At 68.1% G+C, this 20,892-nt stretch carries 22 protein-coding genes and 1 pseudogene; 10 read left to right on the top strand and 13 right to left on the bottom strand.

Translation table 11 applies throughout. From position 1 onward, the window contains the following. Positions 1-103: 103 nt before the first annotated feature. Entirely contained in the window at positions 104-1,477 is a 1,374-nt protein-coding gene (locus tag BN1056_RS07175) for an ROK family protein (protein ID WP_210580058.1), read from the top strand. 151 nt (positions 1,478-1,628) lie between these two features. Continuing rightward, the gene (locus BN1056_RS07170; RefSeq protein WP_244671568.1) at positions 1,629-1,946 is read left to right on the top strand and encodes a type II toxin-antitoxin system Phd/YefM family antitoxin; all 318 of its coding nucleotides are present in this window, start codon (positions 1,629-1,631) and stop codon (positions 1,944-1,946) included. Between the two features lie 445 nt (positions 1,947-2,391). Here the strand turns inward: BN1056_RS07170 and BN1056_RS14680 are convergent, their stop codons facing one another. From BN1056_RS14680 to BN1056_RS07150, 5 genes and pseudogenes are all read right to left on the bottom strand, one after another. Next, a complete protein-coding gene (locus tag BN1056_RS14680; RefSeq protein WP_244671570.1) occupies positions 2,392-2,652 on the bottom strand; it encodes a transposase in 261 nt (86 codons plus the stop codon). Then, positions 2,559-2,876: pseudogene (locus BN1056_RS15065) on the bottom strand (transposase); the annotation flags it as partial. The gene BN1056_RS14680 and the pseudogene BN1056_RS15065, both read right to left, overlap by 94 nt. 91 nt (positions 2,877-2,967) lie before the next feature. After that, complete coding sequence (locus BN1056_RS07160; protein ID WP_210580057.1) at positions 2,968-4,557, bottom strand: DUF5597 domain-containing protein; 1,590 nt, start codon at positions 4,555-4,557, stop codon at positions 2,968-2,970. A gap of 128 nt (positions 4,558-4,685) precedes the next feature. Then, complete coding sequence (locus BN1056_RS07155) at positions 4,686-5,078, bottom strand: C-glycoside deglycosidase beta subunit domain-containing protein (protein ID WP_111820065.1); 393 nt, start codon at positions 5,076-5,078, stop codon at positions 4,686-4,688. Positions 5,079-5,087: 9 nt separating this feature from the next. Continuing rightward, complete coding sequence (locus BN1056_RS07150; protein ID WP_210580055.1) at positions 5,088-6,146, bottom strand: sugar phosphate isomerase/epimerase family protein; 1,059 nt, start codon at positions 6,144-6,146, stop codon at positions 5,088-5,090. A gap of 383 nt (positions 6,147-6,529) precedes the next feature. Between BN1056_RS07150 and BN1056_RS07145 the strand changes: the two genes are divergently transcribed. Further along, positions 6,530-7,735, top strand: a complete 1,206-nt coding sequence (locus BN1056_RS07145; RefSeq protein WP_210580053.1) for an ROK family protein — start codon at positions 6,530-6,532, stop codon at positions 7,733-7,735. A 180-nt stretch (positions 7,736-7,915) separates the two neighbouring features. Continuing rightward, on the top strand, positions 7,916-8,200 hold the full coding sequence (locus BN1056_RS07140; protein WP_210580050.1) for a putative quinol monooxygenase: 285 nt from the start codon (positions 7,916-7,918) through the stop codon (positions 8,198-8,200). Positions 8,201-8,260: 60 nt separating this feature from the next. Here the strand turns inward: BN1056_RS07140 and BN1056_RS07135 are convergent, their stop codons facing one another. From BN1056_RS07135 to BN1056_RS07125, 3 genes are all read right to left on the bottom strand, one after another. Further along, positions 8,261-8,932 (bottom strand): sugar phosphate isomerase/epimerase family protein, encoded by a 672-nt coding sequence (locus BN1056_RS07135; RefSeq protein WP_210580048.1) that lies wholly within the window; start codon positions 8,930-8,932, stop codon positions 8,261-8,263. A 12-nt stretch (positions 8,933-8,944) separates the two neighbouring features. Then, positions 8,945-9,199, bottom strand: coding sequence for a hypothetical protein (locus BN1056_RS07130; RefSeq protein ID WP_210580046.1), 255 nt, complete (start codon positions 9,197-9,199; stop codon positions 8,945-8,947). 384 nt (positions 9,200-9,583) lie between these two features. Further along, positions 9,584-9,922: a DUF4143 domain-containing protein gene (locus BN1056_RS07125; RefSeq protein ID WP_210580067.1), complete on the bottom strand. Its 339-nt coding sequence runs from the start codon at positions 9,920-9,922 to the stop codon at positions 9,584-9,586. A gap of 437 nt (positions 9,923-10,359) precedes the next feature. Here BN1056_RS07125 and BN1056_RS07120 point away from each other — a divergent pair, with 437 nt between their 5' ends. The 5 genes from BN1056_RS07120 to BN1056_RS07100 all read left to right on the top strand — a co-directional run bounded on the left by BN1056_RS07120 (position 10,360) and on the right by BN1056_RS07100 (position 15,100). Then, a complete protein-coding gene (locus BN1056_RS07120; protein ID WP_210580044.1) occupies positions 10,360-10,698 on the top strand; it encodes a sugar phosphate isomerase/epimerase family protein in 339 nt (112 codons plus the stop codon). Positions 10,699-10,864: 166 nt separating this feature from the next. Further along, positions 10,865-11,866, top strand: a complete 1,002-nt coding sequence (locus tag BN1056_RS07115; RefSeq protein ID WP_210580043.1) for a sugar phosphate isomerase/epimerase family protein — start codon at positions 10,865-10,867, stop codon at positions 11,864-11,866. Between the two features lie 144 nt (positions 11,867-12,010). Continuing rightward, positions 12,011-13,960 (top strand): PQQ-binding-like beta-propeller repeat protein, encoded by a 1,950-nt coding sequence (locus BN1056_RS07110; protein WP_210580042.1) that lies wholly within the window; start codon positions 12,011-12,013, stop codon positions 13,958-13,960. An 88-nt stretch (positions 13,961-14,048) separates the two neighbouring features. Then, on the top strand, positions 14,049-14,525 hold the full coding sequence (locus tag BN1056_RS07105; protein ID WP_210580041.1) for a DUF2218 domain-containing protein: 477 nt from the start codon (positions 14,049-14,051) through the stop codon (positions 14,523-14,525). A 137-nt stretch (positions 14,526-14,662) separates the two neighbouring features. Beyond that, entirely contained in the window at positions 14,663-15,100 is a 438-nt protein-coding gene (locus BN1056_RS07100; protein ID WP_210580040.1) for an organic hydroperoxide resistance protein, read from the top strand. 98 nt (positions 15,101-15,198) lie between these two features. Here BN1056_RS07100 and BN1056_RS07095 read toward each other — a convergent pair whose 3' ends face one another. The 5 genes from BN1056_RS07095 to BN1056_RS07075 form a co-directional block, all read right to left on the bottom strand. Beyond that, positions 15,199-16,677, bottom strand: coding sequence for an MFS transporter (locus BN1056_RS07095; RefSeq protein ID WP_210580039.1), 1,479 nt, complete (start codon positions 16,675-16,677; stop codon positions 15,199-15,201). A gap of 10 nt (positions 16,678-16,687) precedes the next feature. Beyond that, positions 16,688-17,440 (bottom strand): IspD/TarI family cytidylyltransferase, encoded by a 753-nt coding sequence (locus BN1056_RS07090; RefSeq protein ID WP_210580038.1) that lies wholly within the window; start codon positions 17,438-17,440, stop codon positions 16,688-16,690. Between the two features lie 96 nt (positions 17,441-17,536). Continuing rightward, positions 17,537-18,031, bottom strand: a complete 495-nt coding sequence (locus BN1056_RS07085) for a CarD family transcriptional regulator (RefSeq protein WP_073328853.1) — start codon at positions 18,029-18,031, stop codon at positions 17,537-17,539. 91 nt (positions 18,032-18,122) lie between these two features. After that, the gene (locus BN1056_RS07080) at positions 18,123-18,827 is read right to left on the bottom strand and encodes a response regulator transcription factor (protein WP_073328850.1); all 705 of its coding nucleotides are present in this window, start codon (positions 18,825-18,827) and stop codon (positions 18,123-18,125) included. Beyond that, positions 18,824-20,086 (bottom strand): sensor histidine kinase, encoded by a 1,263-nt coding sequence (locus tag BN1056_RS07075; RefSeq protein ID WP_244671567.1) that lies wholly within the window; start codon positions 20,084-20,086, stop codon positions 18,824-18,826. The genes BN1056_RS07080 and BN1056_RS07075 overlap by 4 nt, the downstream gene beginning before the upstream one ends. A 67-nt stretch (positions 20,087-20,153) precedes the next feature. Between BN1056_RS07075 and phoU the strand changes: the two genes are divergently transcribed. Further along, positions 20,154-20,813 (top strand): phosphate signaling complex protein PhoU, encoded by a 660-nt coding sequence (gene phoU / locus BN1056_RS07070; RefSeq protein WP_210580037.1) that lies wholly within the window; start codon positions 20,154-20,156, stop codon positions 20,811-20,813. Positions 20,814-20,892 lie beyond the last annotated feature (79 nt).

Genomic DNA, 20,892 nt, shown 5'->3' with positions numbered 1-20,892 from the left:
CCGCGTCGGCCGTCTTCAAGTTTCGCACGATTGAGGCATAAGTCGCGACATCGTTGCCATTATTCCGGTTGACGCATACGAAAGTGGGACGGACACTGCCTGTGTGACACCTCGAGACAGCCAGCACGAAGGCGTGCAGCCGCCCGACACCTCAGCACCAGCCCGGGGCACAAAGACGAGCACACCAGTCCCGCTCCGCACCCCCTCCTTCGCCCACGTCTCCCAACTGGCGGAGCTCATCGCTGAGGCACGCCAGTATCCTCAAGGCGTCTCCCGTGCTGACCTGTCCGAGACCCTGACGCTGGGCCGGAACGCCGTCGACCGGCGACTCAAGACCGCCGTCGAGCTCGGGCTGCTCTCTCCCGCCGGCCGGGGCGTGTCAACCGGCGGGCGCGCCCCGGAGATGTGGCGCTTCAATCCGTCCGCGGCCACAATCCTGGTCCTGTCGATCTCCTACCGTTCCAGCACCGCGTCACTGACGGACTTGAGCGGCGCGATTCTCGATCGGGTCAGCTGGGAGGAGGGCATTCTCAGCGATCCACAGACGGTCACCCGGCACGCCCTGGAGCATCTGACCGCGCTGCGTGACCGCCACCCCGAGCTTCCACCTACCTGGGGCGTGGGCGCCTGCATCCCGACGGCCGTGGACTTCCGCGATGGGAGTCTGATCGCCCCGGCTACGGCCAGGACCGGCGGCGCCTCCGATACCCTGAGCTGGACCGGCTTCCCGCTGCGCAGCCGACTGGCACAGGCGCTGGGCCTGCCGGTCTGGGTCGACGACGAGGTCAATGTCCTGGCGCTGGCCGCCGCGAAGCGCATCGGCGCCCCGCAGGACCTTTTGTATGTCCGCCTCAGCCTGGGGCTCGGCATGGGCATCGTCTCCCGCGGGCAGGTGCACCGCGGTGCCGCTGCGGCCTCCGGGGAGATCGCCCACATCCAGATGACGGGATCGGGGGGACGCGCCTGCCGCTGCGGACGCAAGGGGTGCTTGGAGACGACGCTCTCCGGCGGCGCCATGGAGGAGGCGGCCGTGACCCCGCAGGCCCTGAAGCGCTCCTCCTATCTGCGCCGACTCGACGAATCCGGAGGCATCCGCTGCGAACACGTCTTCCGCGGCGCGGCGGAGGGCGACCCCGTGTGCATGCGACTGCTGACCGAGGCCGCGGACCGACTCTCCGTGGTGCTGGCGGTACTGACCACCACATACAACCCCGGGGAGGTCGTGTTGGGCGGCGGCGTGGCAGAGGCCGGCGAGTTCTTCTCCCGCGCGGTCGGTCAGGCTCTGCGCCGTCGCGTCCTGCCGGCCACCTCCGAGCGCCTGCGCGTGCGCATGGGCAACGAGGACGACGCGTTGGCAGGGGCTTGCCGCATGGTCACCGACCGCCTGCTGTCCGCTCACGTAATGCACGTCTGGCTTTCCCACGGCTCCCCGGTGGGGGTGCAGGAGCTACTCACCCACCGTCGTCAGGACGCGTGATCGCCTTTCGCCTACCGCTTCCCGCCCCATTTCGTCGAGACCGGAACCAGTGACGCACCGAAACCGTGCGTTGTCACGAGCCAAACCACCCCGACCTCGCCAGCTTACTATCATCTTCATGATAGATCGCCGCTGATGAGAGAAGACACCCGTGCCCGTCATCCGTCCGATCTCGGACCTGCGCAACAAATTCACGGAGATCTCCGCAACCGTCCATGAGGACAATCGCCCGGTCTTCCTGACCCGCAATGGGGTTGGTGACATGGTGGTGATGAGCATCGAGCACTACGAGGCGCTCGCGCTCAACCGGGAGATCACCGAGGCGCTGGCCGCGGCGGAAGTCGAGATGGAGACAACCACGGAGCGTTTCACCTCGGAGGAAGTACTCGCGTGCGCACTCGCCGCGATCGACAACGCCAACGAATCCAGACAGGCCAGCACGTCGCACCCCGTCGAAACAGAAGCATGAGTGCGTAGCTGACACCACCGTTCGTCACGCCCGCATTTGGTCCTGTTGCGTAAGTGCTTGGGTGGCGGTGCGCGGTTGGGTGTCTGTGTACGTGGCCGTCGAACCTGCCAGTTGGACCGCTGTTCCTCCGTTGGACCCCTGTTCCCCCGTTGGACCGCCGTAGCCGCCGGTTACGGCGGTCCAACGGGGCGTGGGCGGTCCAACCGGGGCGGTGCAAGACCCACTCGCCCCCTTCGACTGTCGGCAACCGGGCCCCGACACCGCGGGAACGCCCTGCTCGCCTGACTGCGCACACCAATCCTCGCTGAGCACACGACCGGCCCGCCCGGAGGCACCCGCGTCGACAACCCGGCTCCGGGACGACGCTCCCAACAGCGCGAGCGTGCTCACGAAGGCGACTCCGCGTCCTCGACGGGCGCACGCAGCACACTCAAACTAGGGCGTGTTATGTAAGTCGTTTGAGCCAGTGGCCGATGCTGGCGATGTGGGTGATGGCTTGGTAGCGGACGGCGAGTTTGTCGTGCCTGGTGGCCATGGCCCGGTTCTGCTTGAGTTGGCCGAAGCAGCGTTCCACAGCGTTGCGGTCCTTGTACGCCGTAGGGTCGAAGGCCGGCGGCCTGCCCCGGCGATGCCGGGTCGGCGGCGGTTTTCGGCCTGGTCGGCCTTGATGGGGATGGTGGCGTTGATGTGGTGGGCGCGCAACCAGTCACGATTCGTGCGTGAGGAGTAGGCCCTGTCGGCCAGCACCATCTGAGGGCGCGTGCGGGGCCGCCCTAATGTGGGGCGTTTGACGCGGATGGCCTGCAGGACGGGGATCATTATCGGGCAGTCGGCTGCCTGCCCGGCAGTCAGGAGACGTGTCAGGACCCCGCAGGCGGCATCGGCGGCGGCGTGGACCTTGGTCGACCACCCGCCCCGGGAGGTCCCCAGGGCGTGGTCCTCAGGCTCCCCCGTCCACCGGTTGGGGACTGTCCTTCACGCCCTAGCTGTCGACGGTGGTGAAGACGGCGCGTCGCCGTTCTCAGCGCCGCAGCACGCGCACCCGCACGGCGGCCAGGTGGTCCAGCGGCATCAGGTTCAGGCGCTCGTCACCGTTGAGGTTGCGGCCACTCACCCACTCCCCCGCCTCGTAGCGGCCCTCGACGGCGTCGTCGATCTCCACGATCTCACCCGGGGCACCGGCCGCCTCCAACATGAGGCCCTGACCGATCACCAACACCTCATCCTCTCCCAGGTCGATCAGCACGCCCATGGCGCGCGTGTCCGCCGGGGCGGGCATGAGCGCCTCCTCCAGGTTCTCCTGCTCGCCGCGGGCCTGCGTGCGCACCTGTACGCCGGCATCGAGGAAGATCTTGCTCAGCACGTCGGCGGCGCCGCGCACGGTCCAGGTCAGGCCGCCCAGCTCGACGACGGCGGTCTCGTCCGCCTCCAGCAGCACCGGACGGATACGGCCCTCGCGCTGCGCCGCCACGATCACACCCTCCGCCCCGGTGAGCAGGTGGTAGGCGGCGGCGAACTGTCCGTCTGGGCGCAGGTCGTCCACCCCGAAGACGTTGAAGCCGACCGCCCCCGAGCCGACGGCCCAGAAGACGTTGCCGACGGCCACCCGCGACTCGGGCACCAGCAGCGCATTGTCCCCCCGCACGTATCCGGCCACGGCGCCCTTGACGTCGTCGACGTAGATGTCGGGGCCGAGCAGGGCGAGCGTCGGCGCCGCCGCCTTCCACACGTCCACGACGCCGGCCACGGGCCCACCGCTGGGGTACTGGCCCGGTAGCTCCTGCCCCGGCTGGGGGCCCAGCCAGGCGTTGGCGTAGTAGGCGACGTCCAGGTGCTCGGCCGCGGCGGCGGCCAGCGCCTCGCAGTAGGAGGCGAAGCCCCAGGCCATGAAGACCTCGTCGGCGCCCGGGCCGTCCCCGAACACCTGGGGCCAGTTGCCCGCGGCGGGTGAGCCCTGCTCGCGCCACAGCCGCGAGGCGGTGCCGGTGGCCTCGGGGTGCGCGGCGAGCCAGTCCAGCAGCGCCGTCGGCACCGGGGCGGACCAGGCGGCCTCGGCGTCCGCCGCATGATCGCGGGAGGCGCCCAGCAGGCCCGTTTCGTTCTCCACCTGCACCATGACCACGGTGCCGTCGGCGTCCACTTCGGCGATGTGGCGAGCCAAGGCGGTGAAGGCGCGCCGGTCGGCCTCCAGCAGAGCCGGAGAGAACACCGACAGCACGGGGGTGCCGGGTCGGGTGAAGGCACCGGTGGGGCCGTCGGCGCCGGCCTCCGCGCGCGGGAAGCGCCCGGTGTCGGCACGCACCCAGCGGGGCGCGTAGGTGGAGGCGGCGTTCTTGAAGGCGCCGAACCACAGCAGGGTCAGCGCCAGGCCGCGCTCGCGCGCCAGGTCGATCAGCGCGTCCACGCCCGTGAAGTCGTAGACGCCCTCGCGGGGCTCCACCAGGTGCCAGCTGGCGGTGGCGGTGACGGCGTTGCCGCCGAGCTCGGCCACCCGGTCGAAGGCGACGCGGGCGGCCTCGATGTCGGAGCTGGTGGAGTTGTGTAGTTGCCCGCCCAGCAGCAGCCGGGGGCGTCCCCCGACCACCAGGTGGCGGCTGTCGATACGGTTCATGGGAAAGTCTCCTTCGGCTTTCGGAATGGTCGGGGCTGTGGGCGGTTGCGGAATCTGGCGTTCGACGACGGCGGCCCGGTGGCGAGGAGCCAACCGGGCCGCCGTCGTCGGGATGCGCCTGGGCCGGCTCAGACGGTTACCGTGCGCTTCATCTCGCCGGAGAAGGGCACGGGGATATAGGCCACGCGCGCCGAGACCCGCAGCAGTACCTCGTGCTCACCGGGGGCGAGCCCGCCCTCGTGCAGCACGCGCACGGTGGCCTCGTCGGCGTACTCCCAGCGGAAGAAGGTGACCGTCTCCATCTCCCCCAGGGTGAACCAGTGCTTGCCGTCGTCGGCGGTGAAGCGGATGTCCTCGCGGGGCACGGCCTCACCGTCCACCTCGACCTCGACGTCGTGCACCATCGACAGCGGAATGCCGCGGTAGTAGGGAATGCGGGTGCGCATCTGGAAGCCGATGCTCTTGCCGTCCTCCTCGACGTTCGCCAGGGAGTTCTCGGTAAAGATGTATCCGTCGAACATGGGTGCTGCTCACTTTCCGTCGTTCTGGGCGGCGTCGGCGCCGCCGTTCTTGCCGTCGCTTAAGTGCCGTTCCATGAGCTCCTGGTGACGGCGCACCTGCTCGAGGTCGGTGATGGGCTCGCCCGGCAGTACGAAGCGCTGCCCCTCGTACTCGCTGCACACGTAGCCGTCGAAGCCCAGCTGGTTGAGCCGGGTGAAGATGCGGCCGTAGTCGATGGAGTACTCCTCGCCCTCATCGGTGACCTCCCAGAACTTGCCGTGGAAGGACTTGATATAGGGCAGGTACTCGTCCAGGGTGTCCAGAGAGGTGTTCTCATACCCGGTGGACATCATGGCGTAGAAACGGTCCTGGAAGGTGTGGAAGTGCCGGGTAAGCTCCTCCGGGAACTCGTAGTCGTCGGGGTTGTCCGGGTTGCGGGGGAAGAACTGGCGCGGGTCGATGCCGCGGGCGAAGATGTCGTCGATGTACTTGATGACGTCCTCGTTGACCCCGAGAGTCTCGCGGAAGTAGTTCGTGGACACCCGCGGGTGCCGCTGGCAGTAGATGCCGAAGTCGACCACGAGTCCGACGTGCGGGTTGTCGACCTCCTTCATCTCCTTGATCCAGGCCTCCGTCATGGGGTGATCGAAGCTCATGCCGGCGTGCACCTCGACCGCCATGGTGATGCCCAGCTTCTCCGCCAGCGGCAGAGTCGGGCGGATCACCGCCGGGTCCGTCTGGGAGACGATGCGCACCAGCGGGAAGCCCAGCCGGTGGGTCAGGCGCAGGTCCGCGCTGAGCAGCTCGACCTGCTCCTCCAGGGTCAGCCAGCGGTTCTTGTACAGGGAGGAATTGATGAAGATGTCATTGGAGACGCGCTCGAGCGGGTGCCGCTCCATGATCGTGTCCCATTCGGCGAGGGTCTCCTCGCTGGCACGCGCGGCGCCGCGGATCATCTCGTCGGACAGGATCTCGATGCCCTGTGTTCCCATGTCCTCGACGGCGGCGACGGTGCCCTCGAGCCCGAGGCCGCCGCGTCCGTAGGCGTCCTGCAGCGAGTACAGGGAGACGCCCTTCTTGATAGTCATGTATCCGTCCTCTCTCCGTCCTTGGAGGGTTCCTCGAGGTGCTGAGTTCGTTGCGGCCGGCAGGCGCCGCGGGCGGGATTGCCCGCGGGCGATAGCCGCAGCCGTCTCGGGATGCCCCGGATGCACCGAGGTTATGGCGCGGCGGTTGGGGGCGGCCAGGCACCCGGACACCGCTTCTGCACGATCACGGCATTAGCCCCGCCAACGGCGTCGAAGCCCACCACGCCGTCGAAGCGGCGGACGACGAACGCGAATCACCCCACCGCGGCGCTCCATGATCACAACCGAGCCGAGCACTGTTACACCAATGCCTGAATTAGGCTGAGGGCACGTCGACGCCCATCCCCGTGCGGCGCCGCGGTCATTCACACCGGGAGGCAGCCGTGTCCAGTCCCATCGCCGCAATTGACACCGATGTGCTCCTGACCGTCAACCTCATCCGCACGGGCCGTGCGATTACCCGGCAGCAGCTGGCGCGTATGACTGGAATGAGCCGCAACACGATCTCCTCGCTGATAAACACGGCGATCGACACCGGGCTCATCGCCCCGGACGGCTCGGCGCCCTCGACCGGGGGCCGAGCGCCCGCCACGTGGAGATTCCGTCAGGAGGCCGGGCTCGTGCTCGCGGTGGGCGTGCACACCTCGACGCTGCGCCTCGCCGTCACAGACCTCGCCGGGCAGCCGGTGGAGCGACGCACCCTGGACTGGCCCATAACCCGCGGCCCGGAAGCGACCCTGACCCGGGCCGCCGAAGAACTGCAGGACATGACGCGCCAGCACGAGCCACCGGTGTGGGCGGCCGGAGTCTCACTACCCGGCCCGATCAACCAGGAGACCGGACGCCCGTCGAGCCCGCCGATCATGCCCGGCTGGGACGACTTCGACGTCGTCGGCACCCTCGAGTCCGCCCTGGGCGTGCCGGTCGCCACGGGGAACGACGTCAACATCATGCTGCTGGGCTACGCCTCCACCCTGCCCGACCAGGGCAGGCGGGAGTCGGCAAACATCCTCTACCTGCAAGTCGGCACCGGAATCGGCGTCGGAATCATGTCCAACGGACACCTGCACCTGGGTGCTGCGGGCGCCGCCGGCGACATCGGGCACGTGCAGGTCTCCGGAACCGACTCGGTGATCTGCCGCTGTGGCCGTACCGGATGCCTGGAGGCCGTGGCGGGCGGGTGGGCGCTGCTGCGTGACGCCCACCGAGCCGCGGTGGAGGGGTTGAGCCCGCACCTGAAGGAATGTCTGGATCGGCGTGGCGAACTGACCGTCGAGGACATCGTCGCCGGAGTGAACGCCGGCGATACCGAATGCGTCACCCTGATGGTGCGTTCCGCGACCGCCGTCGGCGATGCCCTGGCCATGGTGGTCAGCTTCTTCAACCCCGGACGGGTGGTACTGGCCGGGCCGATGCCGCAGGGATGCCCCATGTTCCTAGACGTCATCCGGCGCATCGTGTACGAGCGCGCGCTGTCCCTGGCCACCGCGGACCTGGAGATCCTGCCCGCTGGCAGCGGACTCGACGACGAGCTGCGCGGCTGCGCCCTGCTCGCCGTCAACTCGGTCTTCACCGCCGCCACCGCCTGACCCGCTCCCCTCCCTCTCTCACCGAGGTCGGTTGAACTTACGTGCCGAGGTCGGTTGAACTTACGTACCGAAGTCGGTTGAACTTACGTGCCGAGGTCGGTTGAACTTACGTGCCGAGGTCGGTAGTAATGTCGCAGCCGTACCGCCGGCAGCCGCTCCCCCCTGCACGAAGGAGTTCCCATGATCCGCATCATCGCCACGTTCACGGTCCGGCCCGACGCCGTCGGGGAGTTCACGGCCAAGGCGCATGAGCTGGTGGAGGGTTCGCGCGCGGAGCCCGGCAACATCTCCTACGAGTTGCTGCGCGCCCGCGACGACGCCGCGTCCCTCTCCTTCCTGGAGGCATGGGCCGACGACGCCGCCATCGAGACGCACAACGCCTCGGCGCACTTCACAACGATCATTCCCCAGCTGATCGCCCTGTCCACCGGCGATCCGACGATCGTCCAATACGAGCAGGCCTGATTTCCATCGCCCCAGGAAATGCGGCTCTTCCGGCTTGAGGGCGTGATGGTTCCGGCTGTCTCATTCTCCGTTGATCAGTGCCTGGAGCATCTGCTGGTGGCGGGTCAGCTGCTCGACGTCGGGAATCGGGTCCCCGGGGATGATGAAGCGCTGCCCCTCGTACTCACTGCACAGGTAGCCGTCGTAGTCGAGCTGCTTCAGGCGAGCGACGACGGCCGGGTAGTCTATGGAGGCATCCTGGTAGCCGCCGACGCCGTCGGGAACCATTTCCCAGAACTTGGCGTGGAAGGACTTGATCCACGGCAGGTACTCGTCCAAGGTGTCTAGGGACGTGTTCTCGTAACCGGAGGCGTTGGTCGCGTACACCTCATCCACAGGCGATTTGAACAGGCGTGTCAGCTCCTCGGGGAACTCGTAGGCGTCTCGGTTCTCCTCCCCGGTGGCGCGGGGGAAGGCTCGGCGACCGTCGGATCCGGAGGCGTAGATGTCGGCAATGTACTCAACCACGTCTTCGTTGAGCCCTTGTGCACGGAAGTAGTTCGTAGCGATTTCGGGGTAGCGGTGGCAGTAGATGCCGAAGTCGACCACGAGTCCGACGTGCGGGTTGTCCAGATCCCGCATCTGCTCGATCCAGGCGGCGGTGAGGGGGTGGTCGAAGCTCATGCCTGCGTGCACCTCGACCGCCATGGTGATGCCCAGCTTCTCCGCCAGCGGCAGCGCGGGCGGTACCACGGCCGGGTCGGTTCAGGAGACCAGGCGCACGAGCGGGAAGCCGAGGCGCTTCGCCAGCCGCAGATCCGCTTGAAGGGAGGCCACCTGCTCCTCCAGGGTCAGCCACCGATTTCGGAACAGGGAGGAATTGATGAAGATGTCGTTGGCAACGCGCTCCAGCGGGTGCCGCTCCATGATCGCGTTGAACTCATCGATGGTGGCATCGCTGGCATTCTGGGCACCTTCAAGCATCTGGTCGCTGAGGAACTCAATGCCTTGGGCGCCCATGTTCTCAACCAGACTGATGCACCCCTCCAGGCCGAGCCCACCCGACCATAGGCGTCCTGGAGCGCGTACAGCGTCACTCCGCGTTTGAGAGCCATGTTTCCGTCCTTTCTTCTGCATGTGGGAAGTAAGGCGGTCGGGGCCGGGCGCGCGGAACTGCGAGCGCGGACGACCGCACAGTTCCGGGGGAATAGCCCTTTCAACCCCGGTACCCGGGAGTCTGCGTCGACTCCCGGCCAGCCCGGTCGTCACCGGTCCGGGGCGGGATCACCCCGACGCCGTCGATGCCGAACACCATTCACGCTATGACTCTCACCGCTTCCGAGCCAGGGGACAGCAGCGGACATACGCACGATCAGGAAAGAACGCTGCAGGCGCACTCGGTGCTCAAGTGGCGGCTGGCCGCTTCTGCGCCACCGCCTGCGAAAGCCGCGCCGCCCCGGCGGGAACCCGACCTCCCACGAGCTTGACCTCCACCGCGGCCCACGAGCCGTCCGGCATGGGAATTACGGCATCGATCAAATGCCCGTTCGAGTCACGGTAGCGATGCACGCGGCCGCCCACCGCCTCGGCATAAACGAGTAGATCGTGGACAACGGCGAACTCGAGCAGGAAACCGAACGCCTCAAGGTCGTGAGTCAGGCGCGCGACGTCCGCGCCGGGACAGACATCACACGAATCGCACCGGAAGAGCCAGAAGTGTCTATCGGTGACCAGTTTCAGCATCACCCCCTTCACGATATCAACTGGAAACCGACAGAAAACCGCGTAAAATCAGTGATCGCGTTCCGCACCCAATGGCCATATTTCGGCAAAGTGGTCACCGATGGACACTTTCCGTCTGGTGGCTGTGCCCGCAGCACAGACGGAGGTAGGGATCTGCAGGCCCTGTAAGTAGGGATTTGCAGGAGGCGAAGTTGGGGGATTGCAGACCCCTTCCGCCCGGGGCGTACAGTTCCGCGCGCACCCGCACTGTCTGTGGCGCCCTCCCCCGCGCGAGGACAGCGGGACCGATCGAGGAGGATCCCGCCATGTCAACTCCCAGCGTCTAGCTCTACGCCGTCCGCGACGCCCTCTCCGCCGACCTGGAGGGCACGCTCGCCCGAGTTGCTGAGATCGGCTATGCCCGGGTCGAGGCCTTCGGCGATGCGCTTGAGCCGGGTGTGGCCCTGGAAGTGGATACGTTCTGGGCAACCTTCGGCGGTGCGGATGCCCCGGCACTGCTGCGGAGGCTGGGCAACCGGGTCAGGGCGATTCATGTCAAGGACGGCGTCCTGCCCGCCACTCCGCCACAGCTTCCCGACGACGTCGAGGGGATCACCGCCGTCATGGCGCAGTACACGGCCCAACAGCAGCCGGCCGGCCGTGGCGCGGTAAACATCGAAGCCTCGCTGCGGGCGGCGCCGCAGGCGCTGCGCGTGGTCGAGTTCGACGACTATGCGGGCGACGTCTTCGAGGGTATCGCGGCCTCACTGGCCTGGCTGCGCGAGCACGACGCTTGAGGGGCGTTTACTCTTGGCCTTCTGCACCATGCGCGCAGAAGACGGGCATCTGGGCCTGTCCGTGGCCGATCCTGCATCGGTAGCTTCGCATTCGTCGGGGGGCTCGGATCGGGCGATGCCGCCGCATCAGCCTCCGGACGGCCGTTTGTCTGCGAAGGAGCTTGTCATGCCGCGTCCCATCAACCTGTTCACCGGCCAGTGGGTGGATCTGCCGTTCGAGGAGGTGTGCGCGCTGGCGGAGCAGTGGGGCTTCGATGGCCTGGAGGTACCGGTGGCCGGCGACCACCTGGACGTCTACCGCGCCGCCGAGGACGACACCTACTGCCAGCAGTGGAAGGACACCCTGGCCCGTCACAACCTGAGCGTGTACGCCATCTCCAACCACTCCACGGGCCAGTGCATCTGCGATGACCCCATCGACTTCCGCCACCGTGGCCTGCTGTCCGATCGCGTCTGGGGCAACGGCGAGGCGGAGGGCGTGCGCGAGCGCGCCGCCGAGGAGCTCAAGCTCACCGCCAAGGTGGCCGCCAAGCTCGGCGCCAAGGTCGTCACCGGATTCACCGGCTCCAAGATCTGGAAGTACGTGGCCATGTACCCGCCGGTGGGCGCCGAGGTCATCGCCGACGGATACGAGGACTTCGCCCGCCGCTGGAACCCGATTATCGACGTCTTCGACTCCGAGGGGGTCAAGTTCGCCCTCGAGGTCCACCCCAGCGAGATCGCCTACGACTACTGGACCACCAAGGCCACCCTGGACGCCATCGGCAACCGCGAGGCCTTCGGCATCAACTGGGACCCCTCCCACATGATCTGGCAGCAGATCGACCCGGCCGTCTTCCTCACCGACTTCGCCGACCGCATCTACCACGTCCACTGCAAGGACACCAAGACCCACTTCGACGGGCGCAACGGCCGCCTATCCAGTCACCTGCCCTGGGACGACCCCCACCGCGGCTGGACCTTCGTCTCCGCCGGCCTGGGCGAGGCCGACCTGGACGGCTACTTCCGCACGCTGAACCAGATCGGCTACGACGGTCCGATCTCGATCGAATGGGAGGACTCCGGCATGGACCGCCTGCACGGTGCCCCCATGGCCCTGAAGTTCGCGCGCGAGCACGTCTACGACCTGCCCGACGCCGCCTTCGACTCCCACTTCGACAACCGCTAAACCGTTAAGGCGTAGCCCAGAATCGAGCTCCCCGACGCACTGCTCCAGTGCCCCACAGCTTCCGGCAGGAAGGTGTGGGGCACCGGAGCCTCATGCGGGTATCCCCATGGCCGGGCCGTGGCGCCTTGTGGCACCCTGGGGATCGTGGATGCTTCCCCCGTCGACGACGACGCCTCTCCCGCCTCCGCCCCGGTCACCCCGGCCCAGCGTCGCAGCACAGAGATGCTGCGCGGTCTGCGCTTCGGCGCCCTGGTCATCGCAGTGATAGCCGGCGTCTGGGCCTGGCAGCAGGCCGGCCGCTATTATCACGTGTTCTACCTCGCCGACGACGAACTACTGCCGCCGAGTCCCTCTGCTCTGGTACTCCCAATTCTGGTGTGGGGAGGATACGGCATTTCGACCACGTCAGCGCGTCCCAACCGGAACCAACGAAACATCGCATCGCTCGCGGTGGCAGCTTCAGCCCTATTGATTGGTGTTTTATTCGCCTGGCCGTGGTGGCGCAAGTCGCAGGACATCCAGATGTCCTATCCGGCGCTCGCCCAGCTCGCGGTCGCAGCACTCGCCCTCGGTGTCGCGGCGGTAGCGGACATACTCATCCGAGACCGGGGCAACCACCACGCAAAGCCCCGTTCCCGCCGAATCCGCCCACCCCGCCCCACCCGATCCGCCACCATTGCTGCCGTCCTGGCACTCGCCGTCGGCGCGGTGACTCTAGCCCTGCCCGCCGAGCACTACGCGGCCAAGTCCGTGCAGGTACCCGCCGCCCCGGCCCAGCCGGTACCCGAGTCCCTGAGCGATTCCGCCACCTGGCGACGGACCATTCAGATTCCTAATACGGGAGACCTGCATCCCATCGGCGGTGTGATCGCCGGGGCAGCCGGCCCCATCGTCATCACCGACCACGGCGCCATGGGCCTCGACCCGAGCACTGGGGAGACCACCTGGTCCTACACCCGCAGCGGCAACCTCGTGACATTCGGCGACGACTACTGTTGGAAAGAGGGCAATGCCTGGTGCTACGCGGCCATCAGCCCGGACCTGAGCCGGCTCGTGCTCGGCTACGACGCCGGCTGGCTTGGCACACCGCTGGTCGCACTCGACACCACCACCGGGGAGGTCGTCTTCGAGTACATCTACAATTATGATTCCATGGCCCGTTTAGGACCAAACATCCAGGTCACCGACCAGGTACTCAGGGCGGGACGCAACGTCCTATCGCTCAGGGACGGCAGCATTCAATCAACTCTTCCCTACAGCACATTCTATGAATACGAGAATCCGCATTACTGCGGCGATAGAAACATAAAGCGCTGCTGGAAATACCCCGGGCCGACGCAGGGCGGGCACTCCACCCTGGTTTACGGCGCCATCTGCGGAAACCCCAGCCAGCCCGAAAACATAGAACCGAAGGACAACCACAACCGCTGGTGCGCGTTGCTCACCGCCCCAGACGACGATCCGACCGCGCTCACCCTGGTCGACGCCGTAGTCCCGACGTCCCGGGATGCACCGGAATACGTCGGCGGCTGGACCGTGCGCTACGCGGACCCCGACGCCGCCTTCACCGAGCTGAGTCGACACCAGGATCCCGAGGAAGTGGATACTCTCAGCTTCCCCCTCGAGGCCGTCAGCCTAGACGCCCTTGCCGGAGTCGATGATGCCGAGCCCGTTGCCCTCGGCAGCCTGAACCGCCCCGAATACAACCGCAGCACCCGCACCCTCGCCGTGCTCGGAGCCGCCCCCACGGCGGAGGAGGCAACCGTACAGGCACGCTTCGACCCCGTCACCCGCACGGTTTACCACGTCGACGACGCCCACTCCGCCCTCTCCGGACCGGGATACCTCGACGACCTGCGGCTCAGCTCACCGCAGGCGCAGGAGGGAATAGACCTGGTGCGCAGCGACGGCACCGTCGCCCTACACCTGGACTACTACTCCGAAGACCCCGCCCAGGAGCCGTACTACACGAGCAATGACGCCCCCTACATCGTCCAGGCCCCCGGAGTAATCGCCGTCGTGGACCTTCACAGCGCCCAGGACAGCAGTAGCGACGGCTATAGACACGAACTCGTCGTTTACGGCATCGGCTGACCGGAGCGAGAACCACACCCGCGCGAGCGAATCACGCCATGGGCGATAATCCCTAGGACACCATGTCAGGCGAGGCTAACCTGCATCCATGACCACTGATACAGCAGCCGCTCCCGCAACCCCTGGCTTCGACTCCCGCTCCGTGGCCCGCGTAGCCACCGACAAGCCCGCCGCCTACGGGCGCCGCCTCGTCAGCCACATGAGCCGCAGGATCGACGGCGAGTGGAACGGGGCCGAGTCCACCGGCCACCTGGTCTTCAACCGCGAGGGGACCGTGGCAGGCGTGGCGGACCTGACCTGCGAGGACGACGCACTCGTCCTGACGCTGTCGGCCTCCGCGCAGGAGTTGCCGCGTCTGGAGGAGGTCGCCGGTCGGCACCTAGCGCGCTTCGGCTACGAGGATGGTTTGGTCGTCTCCTGGACGCGCCAAGATGGTTCCGCCGGCACCACGCAGGGCCCGCTGACCAAGGAGGACCTGGACCGCCTGCGCGCCGAGTACAAGGCTCGCGCGGCACGCGAGGGCGAGTCCGACGCCGCCGAAGACTTCCCGGACCTGCGGAACTGACAGAGTTTCCGAAATACTCGATGCTTCATCCCGTCCGTCTCGTCGAACACGCGCATCGAGTCCGCATCCAGTCGACTCCCAGCGCGACGCGGTATGACATCAGCGCCACTTAAACGCACCGCACAGGAAGGCTCACCATGCCCGACGCCATCACCCCCATTTACACCATCGAAGCCCTGGCCTCCGGTGACGGCCGCAACGGTCACGTCGCCTCCACCACCAGCCGCATCGACACCGACCTGGCCGTGCCGAAGGAGATGGGTGGCTCCGGCGCGAACCTGCCCAACCCGGAGGAGCTGTTTGCGGCGGGCTATGCCGCCTGTTTCCACTCCGCCCTGCAAGCCGTGGCACGCGCTCAGAAGGCCGAGCTGGGCGACTCCAGCGTCGGCGCCCGGGTATCCATTGGCTCGAATGGTGCGGGCGGTTTCGGCCTGGCCGTCGATCTGGTAGTGGTGATCCCGGCACAGCCGCACGACGTCGCTCAGGCCCTCGCCGAGGCTGCCCACCAGGTGTGCCCGTACTCCAACGCCACCCGCGGCAACATCCCGGTGACCATCACGGTCTGCGACGACTGAGTTCCCCGCACACGAGCAACGTCGACCGACCTCGGCACGTAACTTCAACCGACCTCGGCACGTAACTTCAACCGATCTCGGCGGGTGAGGGACGACGGCTATTCGGCGACGGTGATGCGGCCGGCGGGGTCCTGGACCCGCAGCATGAGCAGCAGGCCGACGGCGAGCACCGTCACGATCCCGAGAATGCCCCAGTAGCCGGCACCGGCGCCCACCACGCGCGTGCCCACCCAAATGGATGCGCCGTACATCATGGGCGCCATGAATGACACGGCCCGCCCGGTCGTGGCGTACAGGCCGAAGATCTCGCCCTCACGCCCCTGCGGTGCCAGTCGGGCCAGATAGGAGCGGGCCGCGGACTGGGCGGGCCCAACACAACCGGACAGCACGAGCCCGAGCACCCAGAAGACCCGTGCGCCCGCCGCATGCAGGATGAACACGAGTAGGCCGGCCACCACCAGTACCGTCAGCGCACCCAGGATGACTCGACGGGGGCCGAGCAGATCGTCCAGCCGCCCGGCGGCAATGGTGGCGACGCCGGCGACCACGTTGGCGGCAACGGCGAAGACGATCACCTCGCCGGAGGTGAAGCCGAAGGTGTTCTGGGCGATGATCCCCCCGTAGGTGAACACCCCGGCCAGCCCGTCGCGGAACACCGCCGCCGCCAGCAGGAACCACAGCACCTCCGGATGGGTGCGATACAGTCCCACGAGCGTGCGCCACAGGTGCTTGTAGGAGGCGGCCAGGGTCTCATGGCGCATGATCCGCGCCGGCGCCTCCACCGGGTCCACGGGCTCGCTCTCCAACCCGGCCAGGGCGCGCTCGTCCCCGCCTTCGGCGTCCTCGATCGCGGCCCACCGTCGCCAGGCGTGCTTGCCGGACTGGGTGACCAGCACGGGGATCGCGCACAGGCCGAACCAGCCGGCGGACACCAGCATGGAAACACGGATATCCATGCGATTCTCGTCCGTCACCCCGAACCAGCCGACCTCCGGGTTGATGAATCCGACGTACAGGATCAGCAGCAGCACAATGCCGCCGAGGTACCCCATGCCCCAGCCGAGCCCGGACACGGCGCCCACCCGGTCCTTGGTGGCCAGGCGGGACAGCAGCCCGTTGTAGTTGACGGAGGCCAGTTCGAAGAACACGTTGCCGACCCCGAGCAGCGTGATGCCCAGCCACAGATAGCCGGGCTCGGGCAGCACGAAGTACAGGGCCGCGCTCACGGCGACGACGATCGCCGTGTACACCCCCAGCCAGAATACGGTGCTACCGGCACGGTCGGCGCGCTGCCCGGTGACCGGGGCGAGCAGGGCGATGCACGCCCCCGCGAGGGCAAGCCCCACCGAGAGGGCGGACTCGTTGGCGGCGGGATCGCCGAACGCTGAACTGGTGAGGTAGACCGAGAAGACGAAGGTGGTGATTACCGCGTTGAAGGCCGCCGAGCCCCAGTCCCACAACCCCCAGGCGAGGACCGGCCAGGTCAGCAGCTTGCCGCGCACAGACGCGGCGCGGTCACCGTCCGCCGCGCCGGCCGGGGTGAATTCGGCATCCCGTCCCGGAATATGTGGCCTCATGGCCTAGAGCCTAAGACCGAATGCTCTCCCGGCGGGCGAGTACCTCGGCCAAAGCCAGATCCAACGGCGTAGTCACCTTAAGTGCGAGTGGATCCCCGGCGACGACGACGACCTGGCCGCCCATCGCCTCCACGAGAGCGGCGTCGTCCCGGGCGGCGTGGGCCTCATCGGCGGCACGGAGCGCCCCCAGCCGGTGCGCGGCCTCGAGAGTGACGCGGGCGAAGCCCTGCGGGGTCTGGATCGCCCGCAGCCGCGCCCGGTCCGGGGTGCCCACCACTCGCTCCACCTGCTCCCCCGCGCCGGCCACCTCCTTAACGGTGTCGACCACGGGCAGGCCGGGGACGACGGCGTCGTGCCCCGCGCGCACGGCCGCGACGATGCGCCGGATCAGGTCGGGTGGGGTCAGGGCGCGCGCGGCGTCGTGCACCAACACCACTTCAGCCTCGGGGCGCGCCTTCAGCGCGGCTTCCAGCCCCAGGGCGACCGAGGCCTGTCGGGAGTCCGGCGAGCCGGGGACGACGGCGATAGCCCCTTCGCCCGTCAGGTCGGCGACCTCGGCGGTGAAACGGTCGACCTCGGCGCCGGGAGCGGTGATAGTGATGTGGTTGATGAGGTCGGAGGCGAGCAGGCCGCGGGTGGCCCGGTGCAGCAGTGACTCGCCGCCAACCTCCACCAGCGCCTTGGGACCACGGGCGCCGAGTCTGGTGCCGGAGCCGGCAGCGGTGAGCACGGCAACGGCGATCCCAGCGGTCTTGTCCGACATGCGCGGGACCTTACCAGTGTCGCGGGGCTGCGCGGCCGTAGCCGGGCTTCAGGCCGCGAGGAGGGTCAAGACAGACACGGCCCGGAGTGGATGCCTTCAGGCCGCCGTGCCTGAGGCGAGCACCTCGTCGAGCGTGTTCTCGGCCTCTTCCTCGGGGGTCTTCTGCGCGAGCGCGAGCTCGGAGACGAGGATCTGCCGGGCCTTGGCCAGCATGCGCTTCTCCCCGGCGGACAGACCGCGGTCGGTGTCCCGACGGGACAGGTCGCGCACCACCTCGGCAACCTTGATGACGTCACCGGAGGCGATCTTCTCCTGGTTGGCCTTGAAGCGCCGCGACCAGTTGGTGGGTTCCTCCGTAAGCGGCGCCCGCAGCACCTCGAAGACGCGCTCGAGTCCGGACTCGTCGACGACGTCGCGCACGCCGATGAGGTCGACGCTTTCGGCCGGGACCAGAATGGTCAGGTCGCCCTGAGCGACCTCGAGCTGCAGGTAGGTCTTCTCCTCACCCCTGACCTTGCGCTGGCGGATGTCAATGATCCGGGCGGCTCCGTGGTGGGGGTAGACGACGGTCTCGCCGACTTCAAATGTCATGTGTGAGGTCACTCCAGAATTTGTCGCGGGGCTCCATTTTATCAGGAAATAACGCCGGAAGATCGGGGAGCTAGCTCACACGAGCCCGGGGTCAGTCGGCAGCAACCAGCCGATAGCCCACGCCGCGCACGGTGGTAAGCAACGTCGGGGAGCTGGGGTCCGCCTCGATCTTGGCGCGAATCCGCTTGACGTGCACATCCAGCGTCTTGGTGTCCCCGACGTAGTTGGCGCCCCACAGGCGCTCAATGATCTGGGCGCGGGTCAGCACCCGGTCGGGGTGGCGCAGGAACAGTTCCAGCAGCTCGAACTCGCGCTTGGGCATGGGCACCACCTGCCCATCCACGCGCACCTCGTGGCGGCCCACGTCCATAGCGACCCGCCCCGCCGTCAGCACCGGCTCCTCGGGTGCATCGTCCGCGGTGCGGCGCAGCACCGCGTGCACGCGGGCCACGAGTTCCCGGTAGGAGTACGGCTTGGTGATGTAGTCGTCGGCGCCGAGTTCCAGTCCGGCGATCTTGTCCATCTCCGCATCCCGGGCGGTGAGCATGATGACCGGCACACGCGAGCTGCGGCGGATACGGCGGCACACCTCCGCCCCGGACATGCGCGGCAGCATCAGGTCCAGCAGAACCAGGTCGATGGGCCCGCTGCCGCCGGGCGCCCCCGCGCGCTCAAAGCGCTCCATGGCGGCGGCGCCGTCCTGCGCCTCAACCACCTCGAAGCCGTCGCGGCGCAGGTTCAGCGCCAGTGGCTCGCGGTAGTTCTCCTCGTCCTCCACCAGCAGGATGCGGGTCACGACTGCTCCTTCCCCCGGGCGGGCTCGTCGGAGATGGCGGCGATGGCGGCGAACGAGGCGCCGGCGGCCCCGCTGGCCACGGCCTGGACCGCCTCGGGGTCCGGCCCGGGCCGGTCCGCCTCGGTGCGGTGGCGGGGCAGCACCAGGGTGAAGGTGCTGCCGCGCCCGGGCGCCGACCACAGCTCCACCGTGCCGCCGTGGTCGGCGGCCACGTGCTTGACGATCGACAGGCCCAGCCCGGTGCCGCCGGTGGCCCGCGAGCGCGCCTTGTCCACCCGGTAGAAGCGTTCGAAGACGCGCTCCTGCGCCTGCTTGGGAATGCCGATCCCCTGGTCGACGACGGCGATGCGCACCAGCTCCGGGTCGTGGGCGTCCACGCTCAACCCCACGCTGACGCGGGTGCGCGGGTCGGAGTAGCGGATGGCGTTGTCCAGCAGGTTGCTGACGGCCGTGACCAGCAGGGAGGCGTCACCCAGGACGTGGAGGTTCTCGGCGCCGCCCGCGACCAGGGCGACTTCCTTCGCCTCGGCCTCCACCCGCACGCGGTCCAGGGCGTCGACGACGACGTCGTCCAGGCTCACGTCCTCGGGCTCGACCAGGGCGTCACCGTCCTGCAGGCGGGACAGCTCGATAATGTCCCCCACCAGCAGTTCCAGGCGGTGCGACTCGCGGCCCATGCGCGCGGCGTAGTCGACGACGAGCGTGGGATCGTCGGCGTTCTCGCGCACGGTTTCGGCCAGCAGGGAGATGGCGCCGACGGGGGTCTTGAGTTCGTGGGAGGCGTTGACCACGAAGTCGCGCCGCATCTCCTCCACGCGCCGTGCGGCGGTGCGGTCCTCGATGAGTACCAGCACCCGGCCCCGCCCGATTCCGGCGACGCGCACCTGCAGGTGAAAGTTACCCGCGCCCGGCAGGCGACCGCGGGCCACGGTGATCTCGGCCTCCTCGGCCTGGCCGGAGGAACGCACGCGCTCGACCATCTGGGCGACCTGCGGTTCGCAGACCTCGTCGTCGCGCACCAGGTTGTAGGTGTAGGCGGCGGCCGAGGCGCGTAGGACCTCGCCGTCGTCGTCGAGCAGAACCACGGTGGAGCTCAGCGCGGCCAGCACCGGGATCAAGCCGTCCCGCTCAAGGGTCGAGCCGGAGGTGATTCCGTTGCCCTGTGCGTCGCGCGTGGCGTGTCCGAGCGCGAGTCCTGCCGCCGCGCCCGCGGCGACACCGGCCACGGCAACGGCGATGATCAGCCAAACGGTTCCCACGCCCCCTAGGGTAGAGGGGTGGGCGGGCCGTTCGCGAGCCCCGAGCGCCGACACGTGGGAGGCAGCCGTGCGCGACATCTTCAACCAGGAGCTCAAGCAGCTGGGAACCGACCTGGCGTCCATGGCGGAACAGGTCGCCACGGCCATCGAGCGCGCCGCGGAGTCGCTGCGCAGCGGCGACATCGTGGTGGCCGAGCAGGTCATCGACGCCGACGAGCGCATCAACGACCTCCAGCGCGACATCGATGACATGTGCGTAATGCTGCTGGCCCGCCAGCAGCCCGTGGACCGGGACCTGCGCAACGTCATCTCCGCCCTGCGCATGGCGCAGACCCTGGAGCGGCAGGGTGACCTCGCCCGCCACGTCGCCGCGATCGCGCGCGGCCGCTACCCGCTGCCCGCAGTGCCCGAGCCGGTTTTCGGGCTGATGGTGCAGATGGCCGACGCCGCCGTGCGCGCCGGCCATGACGTCAGTCGCCTGATTCAGACCCAGGACCTGCAACTGGCCGCGCAGATCCAGGAGCGCGATGCCGAGCTGGACGCCCTGCACCGGAAGTCCTTCCAGATGATCCTCGACCCGGAAAACGAAATGACCCGCCAGCAGGTGGTCGACGCGGTGCTCATGGGGCGCTTCCTGGAGCGCTTCGGCGACCACTCCACGTCGGTGGCCCGCCGGATGGCTTACCTCGTCTCGGGCATCACCCCGCCCAGCCCCAGCGAGTCCTGAAATCCGCCTTTCCGCTCAAGGGCTGCGGTGGTTGCCTGATGCCGGCAGCCGAAGACGAGTATCGGGCGGGGCGGAACGA

This window comes from Actinomyces succiniciruminis (assembly GCF_900002405.1).
Lineage (GTDB): Bacteria > Actinomycetota > Actinomycetes > Actinomycetales > Actinomycetaceae > Actinomyces > Actinomyces succiniciruminis.
The sequence above is the reverse complement of the archived record's forward strand: the minus strand, read 5'-3'. Positions and strand labels throughout refer to the sequence as shown.